The sequence below is a fragment of the Methylocaldum sp. GT1BB genome (assembly GCF_051027545.1).
In the GTDB taxonomy this organism is placed as follows: domain Bacteria; phylum Pseudomonadota; class Gammaproteobacteria; order Methylococcales; family Methylococcaceae; genus Methylocaldum.
In genome coordinates, this window is the sequence record NZ_CP194902.1 from 567,124 (window position 1) to 586,452 (window position 19,329).

The 19,329-nt window shown below is 54.6% G+C and carries 21 protein-coding genes; 9 read left to right on the top strand and 12 right to left on the bottom strand.

Going from position 1 to position 19,329, the window contains the following annotated elements; genetic code table 11:
* Positions 1-13: 13 nt before the first annotated feature.
* Together ACR2TX_RS03790 and ACR2TX_RS03795 are read right to left on the bottom strand one after the other, a co-directional pair.
* Positions 14-514, bottom strand: a complete 501-nt coding sequence (locus ACR2TX_RS03790; RefSeq protein ID WP_077731749.1) for a hypothetical protein — start codon at positions 512-514, stop codon at positions 14-16.
* Positions 511-2,097 carry a glucan biosynthesis protein gene (locus ACR2TX_RS03795; protein WP_240506858.1) on the bottom strand — a complete coding sequence of 529 codons (1,587 nt, stop codon included), beginning with the start codon at positions 2,095-2,097 and terminating at the stop codon, positions 511-513. The genes ACR2TX_RS03790 and ACR2TX_RS03795 overlap by 4 nt, the downstream gene beginning before the upstream one ends.
* A 483-nt stretch (positions 2,098-2,580) precedes the next feature.
* On the opposite strand from ACR2TX_RS03795, the gene ACR2TX_RS03800 reads away from it, so the two are divergent.
* Entirely contained in the window at positions 2,581-3,075 is a 495-nt protein-coding gene (locus ACR2TX_RS03800) for a SixA phosphatase family protein (protein WP_077731751.1), read from the top strand.
* Between the two features lie 37 nt (positions 3,076-3,112).
* Here ACR2TX_RS03800 and ACR2TX_RS03805 read toward each other — a convergent pair whose 3' ends face one another.
* From ACR2TX_RS03805 to ACR2TX_RS03840, 8 genes are all read right to left on the bottom strand, one after another.
* Positions 3,113-3,820 carry a C39 family peptidase gene (locus tag ACR2TX_RS03805; protein WP_086133661.1) on the bottom strand — a complete coding sequence of 236 codons (708 nt, stop codon included), beginning with the start codon at positions 3,818-3,820 and terminating at the stop codon, positions 3,113-3,115.
* A 374-nt stretch (positions 3,821-4,194) separates the two neighbouring features.
* Positions 4,195-4,476, bottom strand: a complete 282-nt coding sequence (locus tag ACR2TX_RS03810) for a hypothetical protein (RefSeq protein WP_086133662.1) — start codon at positions 4,474-4,476, stop codon at positions 4,195-4,197.
* A 169-nt stretch (positions 4,477-4,645) separates the two neighbouring features.
* A complete protein-coding gene (locus ACR2TX_RS03815) occupies positions 4,646-4,936 on the bottom strand; it encodes a hypothetical protein (RefSeq protein WP_077731755.1) in 291 nt (96 codons plus the stop codon).
* A 35-nt stretch (positions 4,937-4,971) separates the two neighbouring features.
* Positions 4,972-5,379 carry a hypothetical protein gene (locus ACR2TX_RS03820; RefSeq protein ID WP_434131255.1) on the bottom strand — a complete coding sequence of 136 codons (408 nt, stop codon included), beginning with the start codon at positions 5,377-5,379 and terminating at the stop codon, positions 4,972-4,974.
* An 847-nt stretch (positions 5,380-6,226) separates the two neighbouring features.
* On the bottom strand, positions 6,227-6,511 hold the full coding sequence (locus ACR2TX_RS03825) for a hypothetical protein (RefSeq protein WP_077731757.1): 285 nt from the start codon (positions 6,509-6,511) through the stop codon (positions 6,227-6,229).
* A 34-nt stretch (positions 6,512-6,545) separates the two neighbouring features.
* Positions 6,546-6,953 carry a hypothetical protein gene (locus ACR2TX_RS03830; protein WP_434110329.1) on the bottom strand — a complete coding sequence of 136 codons (408 nt, stop codon included), beginning with the start codon at positions 6,951-6,953 and terminating at the stop codon, positions 6,546-6,548.
* Between the two features lie 552 nt (positions 6,954-7,505).
* Positions 7,506-8,861, bottom strand: coding sequence for a sigma-54 dependent transcriptional regulator (locus ACR2TX_RS03835; RefSeq protein ID WP_077731759.1), 1,356 nt, complete (start codon positions 8,859-8,861; stop codon positions 7,506-7,508).
* 329 nt (positions 8,862-9,190) lie between these two features.
* Positions 9,191-10,441 (bottom strand): transporter, encoded by a 1,251-nt coding sequence (locus ACR2TX_RS03840; protein ID WP_434131258.1) that lies wholly within the window; start codon positions 10,439-10,441, stop codon positions 9,191-9,193.
* 494 nt (positions 10,442-10,935) lie between these two features.
* On the opposite strand from ACR2TX_RS03840, the gene ACR2TX_RS03845 reads away from it, so the two are divergent.
* Genes ACR2TX_RS03845 through ACR2TX_RS03880 form a run of 8 tightly spaced genes read left to right on the top strand, consistent with a single transcriptional unit; the run spans position 10,936 to position 17,857 of the window.
* Complete coding sequence (locus ACR2TX_RS03845) at positions 10,936-11,529, top strand: DUF2238 domain-containing protein (protein ID WP_086133190.1); 594 nt, start codon at positions 10,936-10,938, stop codon at positions 11,527-11,529.
* Between the two features lie 40 nt (positions 11,530-11,569).
* Positions 11,570-12,262, top strand: coding sequence for a TIGR04283 family arsenosugar biosynthesis glycosyltransferase (locus tag ACR2TX_RS03850; protein ID WP_077730300.1), 693 nt, complete (start codon positions 11,570-11,572; stop codon positions 12,260-12,262).
* Positions 12,255-13,034, top strand: coding sequence for a sterol desaturase family protein (locus tag ACR2TX_RS03855; RefSeq protein ID WP_077730299.1), 780 nt, complete (start codon positions 12,255-12,257; stop codon positions 13,032-13,034). Before ACR2TX_RS03850 ends, ACR2TX_RS03855 begins: the two co-directional genes overlap by 8 nt.
* Positions 13,035-13,037: 3 nt before the next feature.
* Entirely contained in the window at positions 13,038-13,718 is a 681-nt protein-coding gene (locus ACR2TX_RS03860) for a TIGR04282 family arsenosugar biosynthesis glycosyltransferase (protein WP_156880078.1), read from the top strand.
* A gap of 10 nt (positions 13,719-13,728) precedes the next feature.
* Positions 13,729-14,709, top strand: a complete 981-nt coding sequence (dusB, locus tag ACR2TX_RS03865; protein ID WP_434131259.1) for a tRNA dihydrouridine synthase DusB — start codon at positions 13,729-13,731, stop codon at positions 14,707-14,709.
* The gene (locus tag ACR2TX_RS03870) at positions 14,706-14,996 is read left to right on the top strand and encodes a helix-turn-helix domain-containing protein (protein WP_077730296.1); all 291 of its coding nucleotides are present in this window, start codon (positions 14,706-14,708) and stop codon (positions 14,994-14,996) included. The genes dusB and ACR2TX_RS03870 overlap by 4 nt, the downstream gene beginning before the upstream one ends.
* A gap of 36 nt (positions 14,997-15,032) precedes the next feature.
* A complete protein-coding gene (purH, locus tag ACR2TX_RS03875; RefSeq protein ID WP_434131260.1) occupies positions 15,033-16,595 on the top strand; it encodes a bifunctional phosphoribosylaminoimidazolecarboxamide formyltransferase/IMP cyclohydrolase in 1,563 nt (520 codons plus the stop codon).
* 26 nt (positions 16,596-16,621) lie between these two features.
* The gene (locus ACR2TX_RS03880) at positions 16,622-17,857 is read left to right on the top strand and encodes a (Fe-S)-binding protein (protein WP_086133161.1); all 1,236 of its coding nucleotides are present in this window, start codon (positions 16,622-16,624) and stop codon (positions 17,855-17,857) included.
* 69 nt (positions 17,858-17,926) lie between these two features.
* Here the strand turns inward: ACR2TX_RS03880 and speD are convergent, their stop codons facing one another.
* Together speD and ACR2TX_RS03890 are read right to left on the bottom strand one after the other, a co-directional pair.
* Positions 17,927-18,721, bottom strand: a complete 795-nt coding sequence (gene speD, locus ACR2TX_RS03885; RefSeq protein ID WP_077730293.1) for an adenosylmethionine decarboxylase — start codon at positions 18,719-18,721, stop codon at positions 17,927-17,929.
* Between the two features lie 115 nt (positions 18,722-18,836).
* Positions 18,837-19,256 (bottom strand): OsmC family protein, encoded by a 420-nt coding sequence (locus tag ACR2TX_RS03890; RefSeq protein WP_077730292.1) that lies wholly within the window; start codon positions 19,254-19,256, stop codon positions 18,837-18,839.
* Positions 19,257-19,329 lie beyond the last annotated feature (73 nt).

A 19,329-nucleotide genomic window follows, 5' to 3' on the forward strand; every position in this document is an offset into this window, starting at 1 on the left:
ATTTGAAAAAGGGTTAGCTGCTTTGATGAGTCGATTTGAACAGCCAGAATCTCAGCGGCTGTTCGGCCATAGGAACGGAGTCCTCGGGCGGAGTGGGTCGGGGCAGAATTTCTCTTAGCATTTCACCCGTCTCAGACGGCGGATCCGGATTTCCGAACAGAGCGTCGCTGGCCGACGGGCAACCGGTCAGCAGCAAGGCGGCGCGGGCCGCAGCTATGGGATGAGGATCCTTGGACGGAGACAAGCGCATGGCTCGCGCCAAGGCGTGGTCGAAACGCCGCTGGGCCTCTTCTATCGCACGCTTGAGCAATTCGTCTCCAGCCCCGCGTCCGACCCGGCGGCGGGCACGGTTCAGACAGTCGTCGGCTAAGTTCTCGATCAAATCCTGCCGAGACAAGCCGAGGCTCTGCAGGTAGGCGACGACCCGCTCCTTGATCCCGGGAAGCCATGATTGAGGAGCGGAGTCCGCATCGCCGGACGTTATCATCTCTTCTAAAATCCGTACTTGATTCATCGACGGTTCCACTGATAAACCCACGTTTCGGTAAGCGCATCCTTGCCGGATTTCAACATCGCACGCAACTCGACCGGGTCTTTATCTTTTTCGGGTTCTAAATCAAAGCTCAAACGCCACTGATCATTTTCACTGTTTTTCTGAACCACGGTATTGGTAATCTTACCGGCGGAAGCACTTACCTCGGCTTCGACCGAGGCCTTGTCGCTGAGCAGCTTGAGCGTAGGACTGGCGAACTCGACGACGAATTTGCGATTAGGACTATCCGGAATGGTCGCGCCGATACGGGTGGCCGCGACTTTTCCGCCGCCAGGCGCGGTGAATTCGTCCAATTCGAAATGGAGACGATAGCTGTACGTATATTCCTTGCCTTCTCCGGTTGGCTGATCGGGCACCCAAAAAGCGACGATATTGTCGTATTTCTCCGCGTCGCTCGGAATTTCAATCAGGTAAACCGCGCCCGGCCCCCAATCGCCCAAAGCTTCGATCCAGGCGCTGGGACGGCGGTTATAGCTGGCTTCCAAGTCTTGGTAATGATCGAAATTGCGGTCTCTTTGCATCAAGCCGAAACCCACGGGCTTCTCATCTCTGAAGACGCTGATGCGAAGCTGGCGCGGGTTGTTCAACGGACGCCATACCCATTCGCCGGTGCTTCTCCCGATCAATAAGCCATCGGAATCGTGCACCTCCGGCCGGAAGTCGTCCATGAAACGATCGGTGTTCTCGCCGTGAAAGAACATGCTGGTTAGCGGCGCAATTCCAATCCGTTCGATGCTCTGGCGAAAATAAAGGTGACTCGTCACATCCATGGTCAAATCAAGGCCGGGGTGAATGACGAAGCGATAAGCGCCGGTTACCCTTTGGCTATCCAGTAAAGCGTGCACCGTGAGCGAACTCGCGTCCTTCGCCGGCTTTTCAATCCAGAACTCTTTGAAGATCGGGAACTCCTCCGCCTTAGGCAAACCGGTATCGATCGCCAGCCCGCGCGCGGACAAGCCGTACAACTGTCCCAATCCGACCGCCCGAAAATAACTGGCGCCTAGAAAAACGGCGATTTCGTCGGAGACGTCGTCTTTCCGCAGCGGATGATGGAAGCGTATACCGGCAAATCCTAGATCCGCGGGAAGTGGATTGGGAAATTGATTCTTGCCGAAGTCGAATAGTTCCGGCGAATACGCGAGCCGCGTCGCATTTCCGTGGTCCACGATATTGATGATCACGCGGTCCTTGAACATAAAACCGCGATGGAACGCCTGAATTTGAAAGGGCAGGTTCTCATCGCGCCAGAGGGCTTTTTCCGGTTTATACCGAATATCGCGGTATTGATCGTAATCCAGCTTGGTCAGAAACTCGGGCATCCCGGCTTCGTCGCGCACATAAGGCTTGCGGGCTAATTCCTTTGCCTTCTGCTCCACATCCGAAAACTCGAAAGGCTTGGCCGGCGCTTTGTCGGCCGGAGGTGTAACGGGTGCGCTCGGAGCTGGAACTTGGGGTGGCGGCGGCGCCGGCTTGCCGGGCTCGGCCAAGGCATCATTGAAAAATAAAGGACACAAAAAGACGACAATCCAGCTTCGAAAGCTCACAGTGTGTTTTTCCTCGGAAACTCAGTAACCAAATCTTGTGCTGCGGACCAGGCTCAGATCTCTTACGTTCACATGCATTTTTCCTTGCCCGAGCTCAAAAGCCGGGGCAAATTAGCCCTAAATAGCAAAACCCACAATATTGTCAAGGCATTACTAAACGACAAGCACGCCAAGAATACTCGACTGATCACTGTCGTGATCGAGTATTACGGACTTTGCTTGCAAAACGGGTGTATTAAAAAGAACGAACTGCTTCAAATACGACTCAGTCGGAATCTTAGGACCACGAAAGAGGATGAGAACGCGGCGGAAACACGCCATTTGGGCATAGTATAACCTGCCGGTGCATAACGAAAAATCATTCCGTCGAGGTACTGTCCGAGCTCTTCCATCGAAAGCGCGTCCAGCTTCCCCCTCTTGTACAGGAAAGATCGTTTCATGAAAATGCCGTGATCAAATTGGAAACAGCGCGCGGTCGCCGCCATGAAAAGCCTAATCGTCATCCGTCACGCCAAATCCGACCGGGATCAACCGTTTCTGGCGGATATCGACCGTCCCTTGAACAACCGCGGCAAACGCGATGCGCCGGTCATGGGCGATGTATTGAAGTTTCGCGGACAGGAACCGGATCTAATCGTAACGAGCCCGGCAAAACGCGCTCTCGAAACCGCCGAACTGATCGCGGAAGCGGTCGGCTACGACAGCCGGGCAATCGCGGTACGTGACAGCATTTACCTGCAAGGGACACCGGCTCTCCTCGAATTGATTCGGTCCCTAGAGAATATCCATAACAGAGTCTACCTAATCGGCCACAACCCCGATCTCAGCGAACTGGTCACTCGGCTGACCGGCGAAAGTCTCGGCACTCTTCCGACCTGCGGAATCGCTGCGATCAAGTTCCCGGTCGATGCCTGGGCATACGTCATGCACGGGAGCGGCCGTCTGGTTTTCTTCGACTCTCCCAAACAGCACCCTTGACCATCTCCCGCACCCGCCCCGGACAATAGGGTTTAAGCTAACGCGGTGGGTGTATCCTGACATTCAGATTGGTCGCGGAACTGGTCAGAATGTCGGCTCGCTCGGCGAAATCCCGCAACCGCACTTCCGGGTAGTCGGAAGGCCTTCCCAGCGCCAGTGGATAGGACACGATGTTTTCTTCCCCCGGCTTTCCCAGCACGAAGATGACGCCGCCGTACTCGTCTTGAAAGCGCGATAGACTCATTCGCAGGTTGCCGCGCCCGGGATCGGCAAGGTAGACCCGGTCACCAGCAATTCCTCTCAGTACGGCGAAATGGTGATATCCGAAAGGATGCACGTAGACCAGGACGGGCGCTATCAGCTGTTTTAGCTGATCGATCGTCAATTCGAAGCCTGCTGCCCGGTAGCCTTTTTGCTGAGCCACCTTCTTGAGATCGAGCAGCGAAAAACCGATCCGCTTCTTGTGTGCCCATTGCTCCTTGGTCAAATTGACCAAAATTGCATTAAGGCGATTCAGAATATCTTGCTCGGAGGTATCCTCGCCATAGTAGTACCGCAGCAGGGTCGCCAATGCCGCGGCACCACAGGAATAATCGAGACGCTGCTTGACGACCGCCCGATCCCGGAGCTCGATCAAGGTATGCCGCGTTATCGCGGGCGCCGTTCTCGGCTCGGCCACAACCGTGTGTGCCATGGCAGCGCACAGCAACACCCCCCACACAATTAAGCCGCTTATCTTTGTCATTCCCTTTCCCTAAACCAGACAGCGATGGACAATGTTTCCTTATACCACTAAATCCGCGAATTAGTCGTTAGGTTCGCACTTTGAGTGCATGCTTGTGATTCGCAAGCCTGACGTAGCGATGTTGTCCTGTCCACCTGATTTTGCGTAATGCCGCCATCGGCTGCTGACGTGTTCATGGCGTTTTGAAGCGCCGCCTGCGCCAGATAGGCTTGCGTCAACACCTCAGACGGTGTGCCGGAAAAAAGCTCGCGAGCCAATCCTTAGTGCCCGTTCGTTTGTCACCTCGTCTTCAGCAAAAAGGCGGGGACGGACTGACCGCCCCCGCCTGATTTCCCGGCCCCGATCAGGATGCCGTCGGGACCCCGAGTTTGCCGTTAGTGGATACTCTGGTTCGTGACCTGTACGATATCCTGGAAGCCTCGTCCGAAGAGGCTCAGATTAACCGCAGTTATCGTAGGTACGGCTACATTGAGGCATGTGTTTCCAATACTAAAAAAACCAGAGCAAGACTGACCGCCCTCGACGGCCGCGAGCTGCGTTTCAGTCATCGGCGTCAGATTGGACACCTGCCCCAAGGCACGAAAATCGTTGTCGGCCAACGCCGGGCCGGCAACCATCACCGAAGACAACACAGCAACCAATGCATATGCTTTCATGATCGAACTCCTTTTCCTGCATGAACAATTCGATTTTGACGACACATTAGCCCCGAGTTCAAACGAGGTATGCCGCCGACTTATCACAAAGGCGAGGGCCGACTGATCATCGCCCCCCGCCTGATTCCCCGGTCCCGATCAGGATGCCATCGGGATTCCGAGTTCGCCGTTATTGAATATACTGGTTTGTAACTTGCTTAATGCTCTGGGTGGTAGCTCCAAGTAGCCCGAGAAAACTCACGTTGTACGCGGTGATCGTAGGTACGGCTACGTTAAGACAGGTGTTCGCGAAACTCAGAAGACCAGAGCAAGACTGACCGCCCTCGACGGCCGCGAGCTGCGTTTCAGTCATCGGCGTCAGATTGGACACCTGCCCCAAAGCACGAAAATCGTTGTCGGCCAACGCCGGACCGGCAACCATCACCGAAGACAACACAGCAGCCAATGCATACGATTTCATAATCGAACTCCTTATCTAGGTCTTGCCTAATGCATTCATCCCTTACCATCGCACCCGTTCCTCAGAACAGTGCGCAGCAAGATCACAGTTATCAAATTCCCTTTTGTTCGAGTCGCATCCTTGCGACCGATAACCATATTGCAGACCTCGTGCCACCTTTGACCACCAGAATCCCGACCAGCCATTTTCAATTGTTTTAAAACGAGTTTTTTATTTTCCATATGCGCCGCCCCTGCCGCCGCTCCAGATTCCGCCGGCATGACATACCTCCACCGCCCGCTTTCCAGCTTGAAAATGTACGTTTTTGAAAAAGGTAAACGCACCGCGTTGCCTGAGGTATTGAGCCACGCCTTTATTTCCGGGTTTAAATGGCGTAAGCCAGACGAAACAAGCCGATCTAAAACCGCCCCATTCCCGTTAAGGTACGTCAGCGCTCCGGCCATAACCGCCACCCGTGTTACACGGCTGTAATAGGGTGAATAACCCGGTCATATCACAGGACTTTATCGCGGTGAATTCGGTATAACAAAACGGTTACCCCCTGCCCCAAAGCTGAGATTCCTCGAAGCGGCCCCGCCGCGTCCTTGGCTTCCGGCCCGAGTGCCTCGCGCCAACCAGGCGGCTCCCGAAACACCGGCCCACTTTTACAATTTTGTTATTCCCATCCTTCAGTTATACCGCCAGCAACTCTAAGTGACTGATTATATTGAGTGACTAATATTTTCAGTGAATTTAACTTCTTGATATTGCCGAGCTGCCGGGCGTTTAGATCCACTCCAGTCAGCGGGCAGTCGGGGCGCTCTTCTTCGCCGACACGGCGAAGAAAGAACAGCAAGATACCGATTTGGACGTACCGGGGTTAATGTAGGGAATATCAACAGCGCTTACGGACGTTCGAGGCAGTACCGACAACAGCCGGTATTCCGCTCCGCAATCTCGGCCACGATGGCAGGCTTTTGTAAATGAGGAGAGTTATTTTTGAAGTTTGATATCGTGCTTATTGATCAACTGATAAAACACAACAGGGAATACCCGAAGATTTGGGGAACGAAATAATGCTAAAAACAGAAAATGGATTGCTTTACGATATAGACTCTTGCGTTCTGGGGATATCGTGCTGAATTCGCATCGATACCCATTTTCCGTATAAAAACAACCTTTCAAGCCGATACTTTCAACCCATTCGGCTCTCGCCAGGCTCTCATCAAAAAGGCGAGGGCCGACTGATGATCGCCCCCCGCCTGATTCCCCGGTCCCGATCAGGATGCCATCGGGACTCCGAGTTCGCTGTTATTGAATATACTGTGACGTGATTTGCTTAATATACTGGCTGGGACTCCCCAAAATGCCCAGGTTAATTGCAACTACGGTAGGTACGGCTACGTTAAGACAGGTGTTCGCAAGATTGAATAAACCACCCGAGCAAGACTGGCCGCCCTCGACGGCCGCGAGCTGCGTTTCCGTCATCGGCGTCAGATTGGACACCTGCCCCAAAGCACGAAAATCGTTGTCGGCCAACGCCGGACCGGCAACCATCACCGAAGACAACACAGCAGCCAATGCATACGATTTCATAATCGAACTCCTTTCTAGGTCTTGCCTAATGAATTCATCCCTTACCATCGCACCCGTTCCTCAGAACAGTGCGCAGCAAGATCACAGTTATCAAATTCCCTTTTGTTCGAGTCGCATCCTTGCGACCGATAACCATATTGCAGACCTCGTGCCACCTTTGACCACCAGAATCCCGACCAGCCATTTTCAATTGTTTTAAAACGAGTTTTTTATTTTCCATATGCGCCGCCCCTGCCGCCGCCCCAGATTCCGCCGGCATGACATACCTCCACCGCCCGCTTTCCAGCTTGAAAATGTACGTTTTTGAAAAAGGTAAACACGCCGCTTTCCCTGAGGTATTGAGCCACGCCTTTATTTCCGGGTTTAAAGGGCGTAAGCCAGACGAAACAAGCCGATCTAAAACCGCCCCATTCCCGTTAAGGTACGTCAGCGCTCCGGCCATAACCGCCACCCGTGTTACACGGCTGTAATAGGGTGAATAACCCGGTCATATCACAGGACTTTATCGCGGTGAATTCGGTATAACAAAACGGTTACCCCCTGCCCCAAAGCTGAGATTCCTCGAAGCGGCCCCGCCGCGTCCTTGGCTTCCGGTCCGAGTGCCTCGCGCCAACCAGGCGGCTCCCGAAACACCGGCCCACTTTTACAATTTTGTTATTCCCGTCCTTCCGCCGTACCGCCAGCAACCCTAAGTGACTGATTATATTGAATGATTGAGATTTTCGGTGAATTTAACTTTTTGAAAAAAGCCGACTAACAAATCCTTAAAGACACTCCCGTGCAACGAGCAATCATGGCCCTTCGTTGAGCCAATGCCGCGAAAACCGAAAAGCATAACCAAGAGAGTATCAGAGGTAATTTGCAGGCGCGCAGGCATATCACCATCGCTGCAAATTCTCTCCGAGGCAGCCAGACGTGCGTCGGTCAAACGGGTAAAAGGATTTTACTGCTTCGCTAGCTCAACCGTAACGACAGGTTTTTTAAATGGAAAAAATTATTTTTGAAGTTTAATATCGTGCTTCTTGATCAACCGGTAAAGCGTAACATGGGATACCCCCAATATTTGAGCAGCCGTCACTACGCTGTCGCCCGCCTGATCTAATACCCGGTGGAGTATGTCCTTCTCTGCCTGATCCTTGACAGCCTTCAGGTTTAGCGCGAGAGGCTGCGGCGAATATTCCTCCAAACCCAAATCCGCCGGCGAAATATACGCGTCGTCGCACATGACCAGCGCGCGCTCTACGCGGTTTTTCAATTCGCGCACGTTTCCAGGCCAACTGTAGTGCCGCATCACCTTCAACGCACGCCGACTGAACTGCCTTGCCTTACAGACATTTTGTTTCTTGAAACTATTTAGAAAGTACTCCGCCAGTAATTCAATATCGTAACCCCGGTCACGCAAAGGCGGCATGGTAACCCTCAAGACATTAAGTCGATAATAGAGATCTTCCCTGAAACGCCCTTTGCGGACAGCTTCCTCTAGGTCGACATGGGTTGCCGAAATGATTCTGACGTCGACGGCAATCTCTTCGTGGCCGCCGACTCGATAAATGGTTTTCTGCTGGAGAAAGCGAAGAAGATTGGCTTGCAAATCAAGCGGTAATTCACCGGTTTCATCCAGAAAAAGAGTACCCCCTCCGGCTTTTTCGATTAATCCCAGTTTTCGCTGATGAGCGCCGGTGAAAGCGCCTTTCTCGTAACCGAAAAGTTCCGACTGAATCAGATTGGACGGCAAAGCGGCGCAGTTGACGGCAACAAAAGGTCCTTCGGAACGTGGTGAATGATTGTGAATGGCTAACGCGGCCAATTCCTTGCCGGTGCCGCTTTCTCCCGTGATCAAAACTGGCAAGTCGTAAGATAAAACTTTGTCGATACTGTGAAGTACCCGCCTCATGGCCGGGCTTGATCCGATCAACTCGCTTTTATTGAGCCATTCGCTTGTACGCGGAAATACCTTCCTTCTAACTCCCGCCATACCGGATGCATGACCGAGTGTAATCCTTAGGCGGTCGATATCGAAAGGCAACGTGTGATAATCGTAGAAATACTCTGCGATAAGCCGGCAGACCGCCTCGTTTTCCATAGACGACGAAGATACCAAAGCCACCCACTGCATGGATGACCCTTCCGGATAATAAAAAATGTCGCCGATAACGCGCTGGAAAAAGTTTTCGTCGAATGGCTCGAATTGAATGAGCCCGACATGAAAATCGCCACTACTCAAAAGATTCCGAGCTTGTGCGGGATCACACGTAACATGAATATTGCGTCCCACCGCATTTCTTATCGATGAAACGGCATCATCTGCCTCTGGTTTGAGGGCGAGGTAAAGAACGTTGATACTTTCCATGTAATCTTCCCAACCTTGCGATCCGTGCAAGTTTTGGCTAAGAAAAAACGTCGAAACCGATAATAGGGTGCCGGTCAGCCTGCCTAGCCTGGGTCAATTGTTTCGCGAACTAGGTCATATCGTTTAGGCAGCCGCATCCAATGCAAAAACTTTCTTATGCAGTTTGCAAACACCTCCGGCTTATTACCAACACCATGTTTTACTGATCAACTACGTTAAAGGAGTCGAAAATGAGCCACCCCACTCTCTTCTCCAACCGGGAGAATGAAACCTTGAATAAAACAGCTACTCATAGCATTTAATCTCCTTTAGTTAGATAGACGCTCTGCTCATCGGAAAAAAGGCAGGGGATACTGTCGATCAAACCGGTACGGAACGTTGACGCCCGCGAAAAAATCCGTGGCCTCTTCGGTCAAGCCGAAATTTACGAAGGGTTCCACAAATAAGCCCTTAGCCACCTGTACGGTAACGGCCAAGTTGAGCGAGTGAATATCCCTGCCGGAACCCATAATTTCTCGACCATCGATCTTGTCTCGCAGTATCGCGGCACCGTTCAAGGCTGTGGAGAAACTTACCCGATCATTCAACGAGAAGCCCATACCGAGGGAATAAGGAATTTGATCGCCCGGGTCGATTCTGCCGTCTTCGAGGACCGCGTTGTAGCCCAGAGAACCGAAGAGGACTACCGGATCCACCGTCTTGACGAGCGATACGGAACCGCCGACATTCCAAAAGCCTGTGCCTAAACTGGGATCTACGATCAGTAAATTGGACCCTACGCTGGGCCCTAAAACACTCGTAAGGCCGCGCCCCTCCCGTCCGGTATCGGATTTGACGTTCAGGCTCAACGTTGTTTCCGGAACGAGGCCCTCTTCGTGCAAGGCGCCCCATCGCAGACTGCCACTGACGTCACCCAGTCCGGAACCATCCTGCCGCCTAAAGCCTTCGCGAGCAAAAAACGGCTGAATTGTATCTAGTTCTAGCTCTTGGAAATTAAATGGAACGGATATATCCAGCTCGAGATCGTCGATCAAGCCGTAGCGAAACAAAACACCAGCGCTTGCCGCTCTAGCCCTCACTTTATATGGCGATATTTCGGATGTATCTTGAGCGTAACTCGCGATGAACTCGACCTGCAGATCGCCTCTCTTGAACAAGACCTTTTGCGATCTCAGGAATTGATCGAGTTCTATCTTGGCCTCCTCCGCCTCTTTTTCTCGGTCCCCCTCCTTCAACCCCATTTCCGGAGATACTTTTTTGGGCGCGGCGGGAGCCGTTTCGGCTCGTGCCGTCGCCGTCTTCTCCCCTTGCTCGGATGTCTCTGCCGCCGCTTCTTGGGTTTTCTGTGCCTGCGCCTGCGGCAAGGACTCTCGCTCCCAAGTTTCGTTTTCGATGAGAATCTGGACCTGCGCCTTCAGCGCCTCGACTTCTTGTTTCAGTTTCTCGTATTCACTCCGAGGAACGGTATCCTCTACCGCTGATTTCGTCGCTCCCGCCTTCGTACGGGCGTGGGAAACACCGCTATCTACGAGCGCAAGCAAAAATGCCCCACAAATGAAGACCATGCATTTTTTTATCATTATCACTTCCTTGCCTGCCGCCGACCGCTAAATCGGCGGGACACGTTGATGGAACAACACCGAATAGAACTGATCGAAACATTCGGCGCGCCAGCACCGGCTTATGAGTAACACCTCAGCCACGATTCGATTGCCTCCGACAAGCCAAGGTTTTGAAAGATTGACTCTTCAGACGAGTGATTTCATAGGAGGCGCGCCGCGGCTTGTCGAAAACGGATCGATGCCGCGAAGAAAACAAGGGCGATGGATTGAAATTCGGCAAAGTGCCGTCCTTTGCGTGCAGCGCTGTCGCCTTGAACACCCGATGCGACCGGATTGAAGGCTTAACGTACACTATGCTCCCTCCTTGAACTCGATACGGCCGTAACGTTGCACGGCCATTTTGCGAAGTGTGGTTCGGACGACTTAGAGTAATCTCGTAAGCTGGCGTAAAGGCTACTCATGGAGCCGTAATTAGTCAATGTTTAATGGAAACCGCTGGAGATATCAGATCATTGTTCAACATCTTTATTTTTGCATTTGTTTCCGTGCTGGCGTGGTCGGTCGTTCAGCCGTACAGCTATAGCGTCTGGCTTTTGGATGCAATACCCGCCATGGCCGCGTTCGTCGCAGTAATCGCCACGCATCGTCTCTTTCCTCTGACTCCTCTGGCCTATAGCCTGATCCTGGCTTTATGCCTGCTGATCCTCGTCGGCGCGCATTACTCGTTCGGCAAAGTTCCTTTTTTCGATTGGCTGAAACCGCTATTCGGGAGTCAGCGAAACAACTTCGACAAGCTGGCTCATTTTTTTCAAGGGTTTTCGCCCGCGGTTGTTTTTCGAGAAATTTTCATTCGTTCCGGCGTTTTTCGGGATCGACGCTGGCTGGCCGCGATTGTGGCGGCCCTGTGCCTCGCGCTCAGTGCCGCCTACGAGCTCGTTGAATGGGCCGTTGCGGTGGCCTTGAGAGACGGGGCCGAGGATTTTCTGGCGATGCAAGGCGATCTGTGGGATGCGCAATCGGACATGGCTTTTGCCTTGACCGGAGCTTTGATATCGCTTGCACTGTTGAGTCGGCGGCATGACAAACAGATCGAACGGCTTAGCTGAGAGGCCGGCCGCCGAACCGTCCCGCGACTCGTGTCGCGACATGCCCGCAAACGTTCGTTGGTCTGTCATCATTCCGGTTTTGAACGAGGCGGACATAATCCGGGAGGCGCTATCCCGGCTGCAGCCGTTAAGAAGTCAGGGAATCGAAATCGTCGTTGCCGACGGCGGAAGCACGGACGGTAGTCCGAACCTGGCCCGTGAATTCGTGTCGTCGATCGTACGCGCGCCCAAGGGGCGAGCCGCGCAGATGAATGCCGGCGCAAGCGTAGCGACGGGCGGCTACCTGTTATTTCTCCATATCGACACCCGATTGCCGGAGAACGCACTCCTCGCGTTAACAAAAGTTTTCGAATCCCAGACCGCATGGGGACGCTTCGACGTGCGGCTGTCCGGGAATCGTCCGTTGTTGCGGATCGTCGAAACCCTGATGAACTGGCGCTCTCGCTTGACCGGCATCGCGACGGGCGACCAGGCCATATTCGTGCGGCGAGACATCTTCGAGCGCATAGGCGGCTTTCCGGAGATCCCACTCATGGAGGACATAGCGCTGAGCGAGCGGCTAAAACGCATCGCTAGCCCCGCCTGCCTTCTGGAGCGGGTGATAACGTCCAGCCGGCGATGGGAACAAAACGGAACGGTGCGTACTATCCTCCTCATGTGGAAACTGCGACTGCTCTATTTTCTCGGGACCAATCCGGCCAAGTTAGCCGCCGCATATTACCGCCATGACTGAATCTATCCTCCGTCTTGTTTTCTTTCTCGGCGTGCTTGGCATGATGCTGTTATGGGAGTGGCGTAGTCCATTCCGGACGTTTCCCGAAGGCAAGATACGCCGGCTTGCGCGGCACCTCGGCCTGATGACCCTCAACTCCGCCGTCGCACGCATCTTAAGCGGCGGAGGCGCATATTTCGCCGCAGAGTTCGCACTCGAAAGCCACTGGGGCCTGTTCAACCAACTCGCCCTGACTTACAGTTTATCCTTCGCAGCTGGCTTACTCCTGCTCGACTTCGCCATCTACCTCCAGCACATCGCCTTTCATCGGGTTCCGCTGTTCTGGCGATTGCATAAGATTCACCATCTCGACCTCGGTTTCGACACGACCACGGCCATCCGTTTTCATCCCTTGGAAATCGTCCTGTCGACCTACTACAAAATGGCTTTAGCCATCGCTTTCGGAATATTGCCGACGGCCATTCTGGTCTTCGAGATACTTTTGAACGCCTGTGCTTTGTTCAATCACGGAAATGCGCGCATCCCGGCTCCGTGGGAAAGGAGACTCCGACTGTTTCTCATCACCCCGGACATGCACCGCATCCATCATTCGACCTACAAGCCGGAAATGGACAGCAATTTCGGATTTTCCGTGCCGTTCTGGGACAAGCTGTGCGGCACTTATTGCGCAACGCCGCTCCTGGGCCAAGAAGGCATGGAAATCGGCCTCAAAGACCAACGCGATCCAAAACTGCTAGACTTTTCGCGGCTGCTGATTTTGCCGTTCCGTTGAAGTATGTCGGACTACCGTTTTCCGCTTGCCACCCTGGCCATCATGGCGAAGGCGCCGATTCCGGGGCAAGTAAAAACCCGATTGATTCCCGCTCTGAGCGCGGAAGCGGCGGCACGGTTGCATACTGCTCTACTCCGCAAAACGGGCCGGGAGATGCTGCACGCAAACCTGTGCCCGGTACAGCTTTGGTGCTCTCCCGATACCGGCCACCCCGAATTTGTCGGCTTGGAATTATTGGGAGCAGCCCTGAAAACGCAATGCCGGGGCGACCTCGGAGCGCGCATGGCCTACGCTGCCCGCGAGTCTCTCGAGAAGGCGAACCAGATCATCATTATCGGCACCGATTGTCCGGCGCTCGATCCCCTTTATGTGGAAAATGCGATCATCGCATTGATGAACGGAAACGATGCGGTCGTCGGTCCGGCCGAAGATGGCGGTTACTGCTTGCTCGGGCTGACCCGGACCGACGACGAACTGTTCCGAAACATGCCATGGGGCGGAGCGGAGGTGCTGAACGAGACGCGGCAACGGCTTGAAAAGCTGCGCTGGCGGTGGGCGGAACTCTCCCCGTTGTGGGATATCGACCGTCCTGAAGACTTGCAGCGGCTTAAAAACATGGACAAATGGCAGGAAAAATTTTTGCGTCCATACCCTGATCCGGCTAGACTTTTGCGCCCGCAATAGACTCATCACTATGTATATCGGCCCGTATCGACTGGCTAACCACTTGATTCTGGCTCCTATGGCCGGCGTAACTGACCGCCCCTTCCGAATGCTATGCCGTCGTTACGGCGCAGCTCTCGCCATATCGGAAATGGTGTCCGCCAATCCCGCCTTGCGCCATGATCGCAAGACCCTGCGACGGAGCGATCACGCCGGAGAGCCGGAACCCCGTGCCGTACAGATTCTCGGCAACGATCCGGCCGCCATGGCCGAAGCCGCCAGAATCAACGCCGATCGAGGCGCACAGATCATCGATATCAACATGGGCTGTCCCGCCAAGAAAGTGTGCCACAAAGCCGCCGGATCGGCGCTTCTCAGAGACGAACGCCTGGTCGCGCGGATTTTGGAAGCGGTTGTCGGAGCGGTGGAGGTACCGGTCACGCTAAAAATACGCACCGGCTGGGACCCCAACCACCGCAACGCGGTCACCGTTGCGAAAATCGCCGAGAATGCGGGCATTCGCGCCATCACGATTCATGGTCGCACCCGAGCCTGCGGCTTTTCCGGGCAAGCCGAATACCTTACAATTCACCAGGTCAAGCAAACTGTAGGCATCCCGGTGATCGCCAACGGCGACGTCGATTCGCCGGAAAAAGCAGCGGCCGTCCTCGAACTCACCGGTGCCGATGCTGTCATGATCGGTCGAGCCGCCCTCGGAAACCCTTGGCTGTTTCGTCGCATCGACCATTTTCTTAGCGGAAGCGTCGAGTCCGGACTGCCCGGAGCGGAGGAAACGCGGGATGTCATTTTGGAACATCTGAACGGACTTTATGCATTCTACGGCGAACATCTCGGAGTGCGGATCGCGCGCAAGCACGTCGGTTGGTACCTGAGCCATCTTTCCTGCCCGCCGGATTTCGGCCCGCTGTTCAACATTCAAGACGGTGCCAATCAGCAACTGGATTTAATAAACCAATTGTTTAACGAAGAAAGTCGGAAATTGGCTGCATGAAAGCACAAGCAAGGAATATCGAGGCAATGCCCAATGCCGTCGAGTTCAAAACCGATGCCACATTGCTCTTGAGCGACCACGTACGCATGACCCTGACGCGCTACTTTGCTCAGCTCGACGGGCATGAGGCAACGGATCTCTACGCCATGGTCATCAGCGAAGTGGAAAAGCCCTTGATCGAAACCGTATTGGAGCAATGCGGTCATAACCAGAGTAAGGCGGCGCTGGTACTCGGCGTTAGCCGCAGCACCTTACGCAAGAAGATGCTTCAGTACGGCATCGAGTAATCTTTTTTAATTTTCAGCTGCCCGCGTCATCTTTTCATGAAAATCAAAGTCTCCCGAGCACTCGTTAGCGTGTCAGACAAATCCGGACTTGTGGAATTCTGCCGAGGACTGGCTGACCTTGGAATCGAGATCCTGTCATCGGGCGGGACAGCCGCGCTTTTGCGCGAAAACGGCATCGCGGCAGTGGAAGTATCCGATTACACCGGCTTTCCCGAAATGATGGGAGGACGAATCAAGACCCTGCACCCCAAGATCCATGGCGGTATTCTCGGGCGCCGCGGGATCGACGAGAATGTGATGGCGCAACACGGCGTTTCCGCCATCGATTTGGTGGTCGTCAATCTTTATCCCTTTGAGCAAACCATTGCCAAACCGGGCTGCGAACTCGCCGACGCCATCGAAAACATCGACATCGGCGGTCCCGCCATGATTCGTGCGGCCGCCAAGAATCATGAATCGGTGGGCGTAATCGTCGACCCGACCGATTACCCCGAGGTTCTCGGGGAACTTCAAGCGCAAGCCGGCTGTCTGTCCGATGACATGCGATTCAAGCTGGCGATCAAAAGTTTCCGGCATACCGCTGCCTATGATAGCGCCATTGCGGCTTATCTCGGTAAGGCCGAAGACTCGGACACATTCCCGGACCCGCTCGTGATGCGTTTCCGCAAAGCCCAAGCGATGCGCTACGGGGAAAATCCGCACCAAAAAGCGGCATTCTACGTTGTACCCGGCGTGCCCAGCGGCACCGTCGCTGCGGCGAAACAGCTTCAGGGCAAGGAACTGTCCTACAACAATATCGCCGACGCGGATGCGGCGCTCGAATGCGTCAAGACTTTCGACGACTCGCCTGCCTGCGTCATCGTCAAGCATGCCAATCCATGCGGCGTCGCGCAGGGCAAGACACTGATGGAGGCTTACGACCGCGCCTACGCCACCGACCCAACCTCCGCGTTCGGCGGCATCATCGCCTTTAATCAAGCGCTGGATGTGCAAACCGCCCGCGCCATCATCGAAAGACAGTTCGTGGAAGTGATCATCGCTCCCCGGCTGGGCGAGGGTACGCTTCAAGTGCTCAGCGGAAAAGCCAACGTACGGGTTTTGGAATCCGGTCCTTGGGCTAGCGCTCCCGCGCCGGAATGGGATTTCAAACGCGTATCCGGTGGTCTCCTGGTACAAGACCGCGACCTGGGCGTTGTTGCTCGGGAAGATTTGCGTATCGTCACCCAGCGCGCCCCAACCGAAGACGAAATGGCCGATCTCTTGTTTGCTTGGAAAGTGGTCAAGTACGTCAAGTCCAACGCCATCGTGTATTGCAAGAACCGCCAAACCATCGGCATAGGTGCGGGACAAATGAGCCGCGTCTATTCGGCGCGCATCGCGGCGATCAAGGCCGCGGACGAAGGACTTGCCGTTCAAGGCTCGGTTATGGCTTCGGACGCTTACTTCCCGTTCCGCGACGGGGTGGATTCGGCCGCCGCGGCCGGGATCACCGCCGTCATTCAGCCGGGCGGCTCGATACGCGACCCGGAAGTGATCGCGGCCGCCGACGAACACGGCATGGCCATGGTCTTTACCGGCACGCGGCATTTTCGCCACTAACCAGTTACAGTTTTTCTCGAACTTCTTTGAATCGATCCGAACGGTTTTCCGACACCGACCTCTGCGTCAAATGCGGGCTGTGCCTGCCCCATTGCCCTACCTACAACAAAACTCTGGACGAGAACGAATCCCCGCGCGGACGCATCGCCCTGATCCAGGGCTGGGCACAAGGATCACTCGCTGCGACGCCGGAATTGGTAAGTCACATCGATAATTGCCTCTTGTGCCGATCCTGCGAGGCGGTCTGTCCGGCCTATGTTCCGTACGGCAGCCTCGTCGATCGGTTTCGCGGCGAAACCGGCGAGGTGGGAAAAACCACATCGGCTCGCATCAAGTCCGCCGGGATCAAGATTGCGCTGACCAATAAGCGCGCTTCCCGCTGGGTGGAACGCCTGGTAGAAAAATCGGGACGCGAGAGCAAAGGACTGCTACAAAAGACGGGCTTGCTGAAAGCACTGGGACTGTCCCAATTCGACGCGGGACTTCCGGATATATCCACTTCGGTACGCTGGAACGACTTTTATCCCGCACAAGGCCAGAACGAGCGTGGCCGGGTCGCCCTGTTTCTCGGCTGTACGGCAAACCTTCTGGATGCCGAGACCGTCTCTTCAACTCTGCTTGTACTGAACCGGCTCGGCGTCGGCGTTCGGGTGCCGGACACGCAGGTATGTTGCGGGGCGCTGCATCATCATGCCGGCGATCAGGCTTCAGCGCGAAAGCTCATGGATCGCAATCTGGCCGCTTTTAATTTGTCCGACGCGGACACCATCATCACCATCGCGAGCGGCTGCGGTGCGATGCTGCGCGACTATCGGCAATTGGAAGCCACAGCCGATCTTGCCAAGCGCGTCAAGGACATCAGCCAGTTCCTTGCAGAACTCTCCTGGCCCGACAACATCGAGTTCAAACCCCTGGCCGCCAAGGTTTGCGTGCATACCCCGTGCACCCTGAAGAACGTGTTGCGGGCGGAACGTCACGGCGCCGACCTGCTCCACCGCATACCGTCCCTCGACGTAGCATCCCTACCCAACTCCCAGCGCTGCTGCGGTGCCGCGGGCAGTTATATGCTGGAACACCCTGAAATGGCTAAAGACCTGCGGGACGATGTACTCGAATCGGTGACGGCTATCAAACCTGATTTCCTGGCGACATCCAATCCGGGTTGCGCAGTGCATTTAAGAGCCGGCTTTAAGCAGAGAGGGCTGGGCCATATCGAAGTACTGCATCCGGTCACGCTACTCGCGCGGCAGCTCGTTCGATAAAAAAAGCCGGCTCAGCGCCGGCTTTTTAGAGTTATGGGGTTTACGGAGTCGTGCTAGAGACCGTGATCCTCATCGCCGCAGTTTGTAATTTCGGCCGTAGAAGATTTCCGCCATTTCCTGCTTGAGCTGCTTCTGGATGGCGATACGCTCCTCGTCGGTCAGCGCATCTTTGTCGGTCTCGAACAGATAATTGTCGAGATGGAAGTCTTTCAGGATCATCTTGGTGTGGAAAATTTTCTCCTGATAGACGTTCACGTCGATCATCTGATACCGCTCCGCCATCGCATCCGAAATGTAGTTCTGAATGGACGTGATCTCGTGATCGTTATAATGCTTCTGGCCGCTGATATCGCGCGTGAAGCCGCGCACGCGGTAATCCATGATCACGATATCGGACTCGAAGCTGTGGATCAGATAATTGAGCGCCTTTAGCGGCGAAATCCGGCCGCAGGTGGATACGTCGATATCGGCCCGAAAGGTGCTAATGCCGCCATAGGGGTGACTTTCCGGATAAGTGTGCACCGTGATGTGGCTTTTGTTCAGATGCGCCACCACGGATTCCGGCGCGGGACCCGGCGCCTCGATATTGGTGATGGTATCCGGCACGTGCCCTTCCGAGATGAGCATGGTCACGCTGGCGCCCTGAGGCTCGTAATCCTGACGCGCTATGTTCAAAATTTCGGCGCCGATGATCGCATTCACATCGGTCAATATCTGCGTCAAGCGTTTGGCGTTGTACATCTCGTCGATGTACTCGATGTAACGACGCTGCTGCTGGCCCGATTTGGCATAGCAGATGTCGTAAATATTGAAGCTCAACGATTTGGTGAGGTTATTGAAACCGTGTAACTGCAATTTTTCCATCGATCTAACGATTACCCCCGTAGTCGGTTGTAACTGCCCCTTGACCGCACGCGCTCACGAATAAAGTGCAGGGCCGGTGCCAAAAGTTCATGAGACCGAGAAACCTGTCCATCGTTCACTCGACTTCGATGATTTCATAGTCGTGCGTAATCTGGGCCGTTTTCCCGAGCATAATCGATGCGGAACAATATTTCTCCGCGGAGAGTTGAACCGCTCGGTTGACCACTGCGTCGCTCAGTCCTTTGCCTTTAACGACGAAATGCACGTGGATCCGAGTAAAAACCTTGGGATCGGTTTCCGCCCGTTCAGCTTCGAGCTGTAGCTCGCAATCCCGCACATCGTGCCGCCCTTTGCGGAGAATATGTACTACGTCGAACGCCGTACATCCCCCCATCCCTATCAGCAAGGTTTCCATCGGACGCACACCGAGATTCCGGCCGCCCGATTCCGGCGGCCCATCCATGACTACCGTGTGACCGCTGCCGGATTCAGCCAGGAACAGCGCATTTTCTACCCACTTGACGCGCGCCTTCATCGAAGACCCCCGAGTAAAAATAGCCGCATACTTTATCACAATTCCCCGCCGGGCCAAGCGAAATTAATCGCTG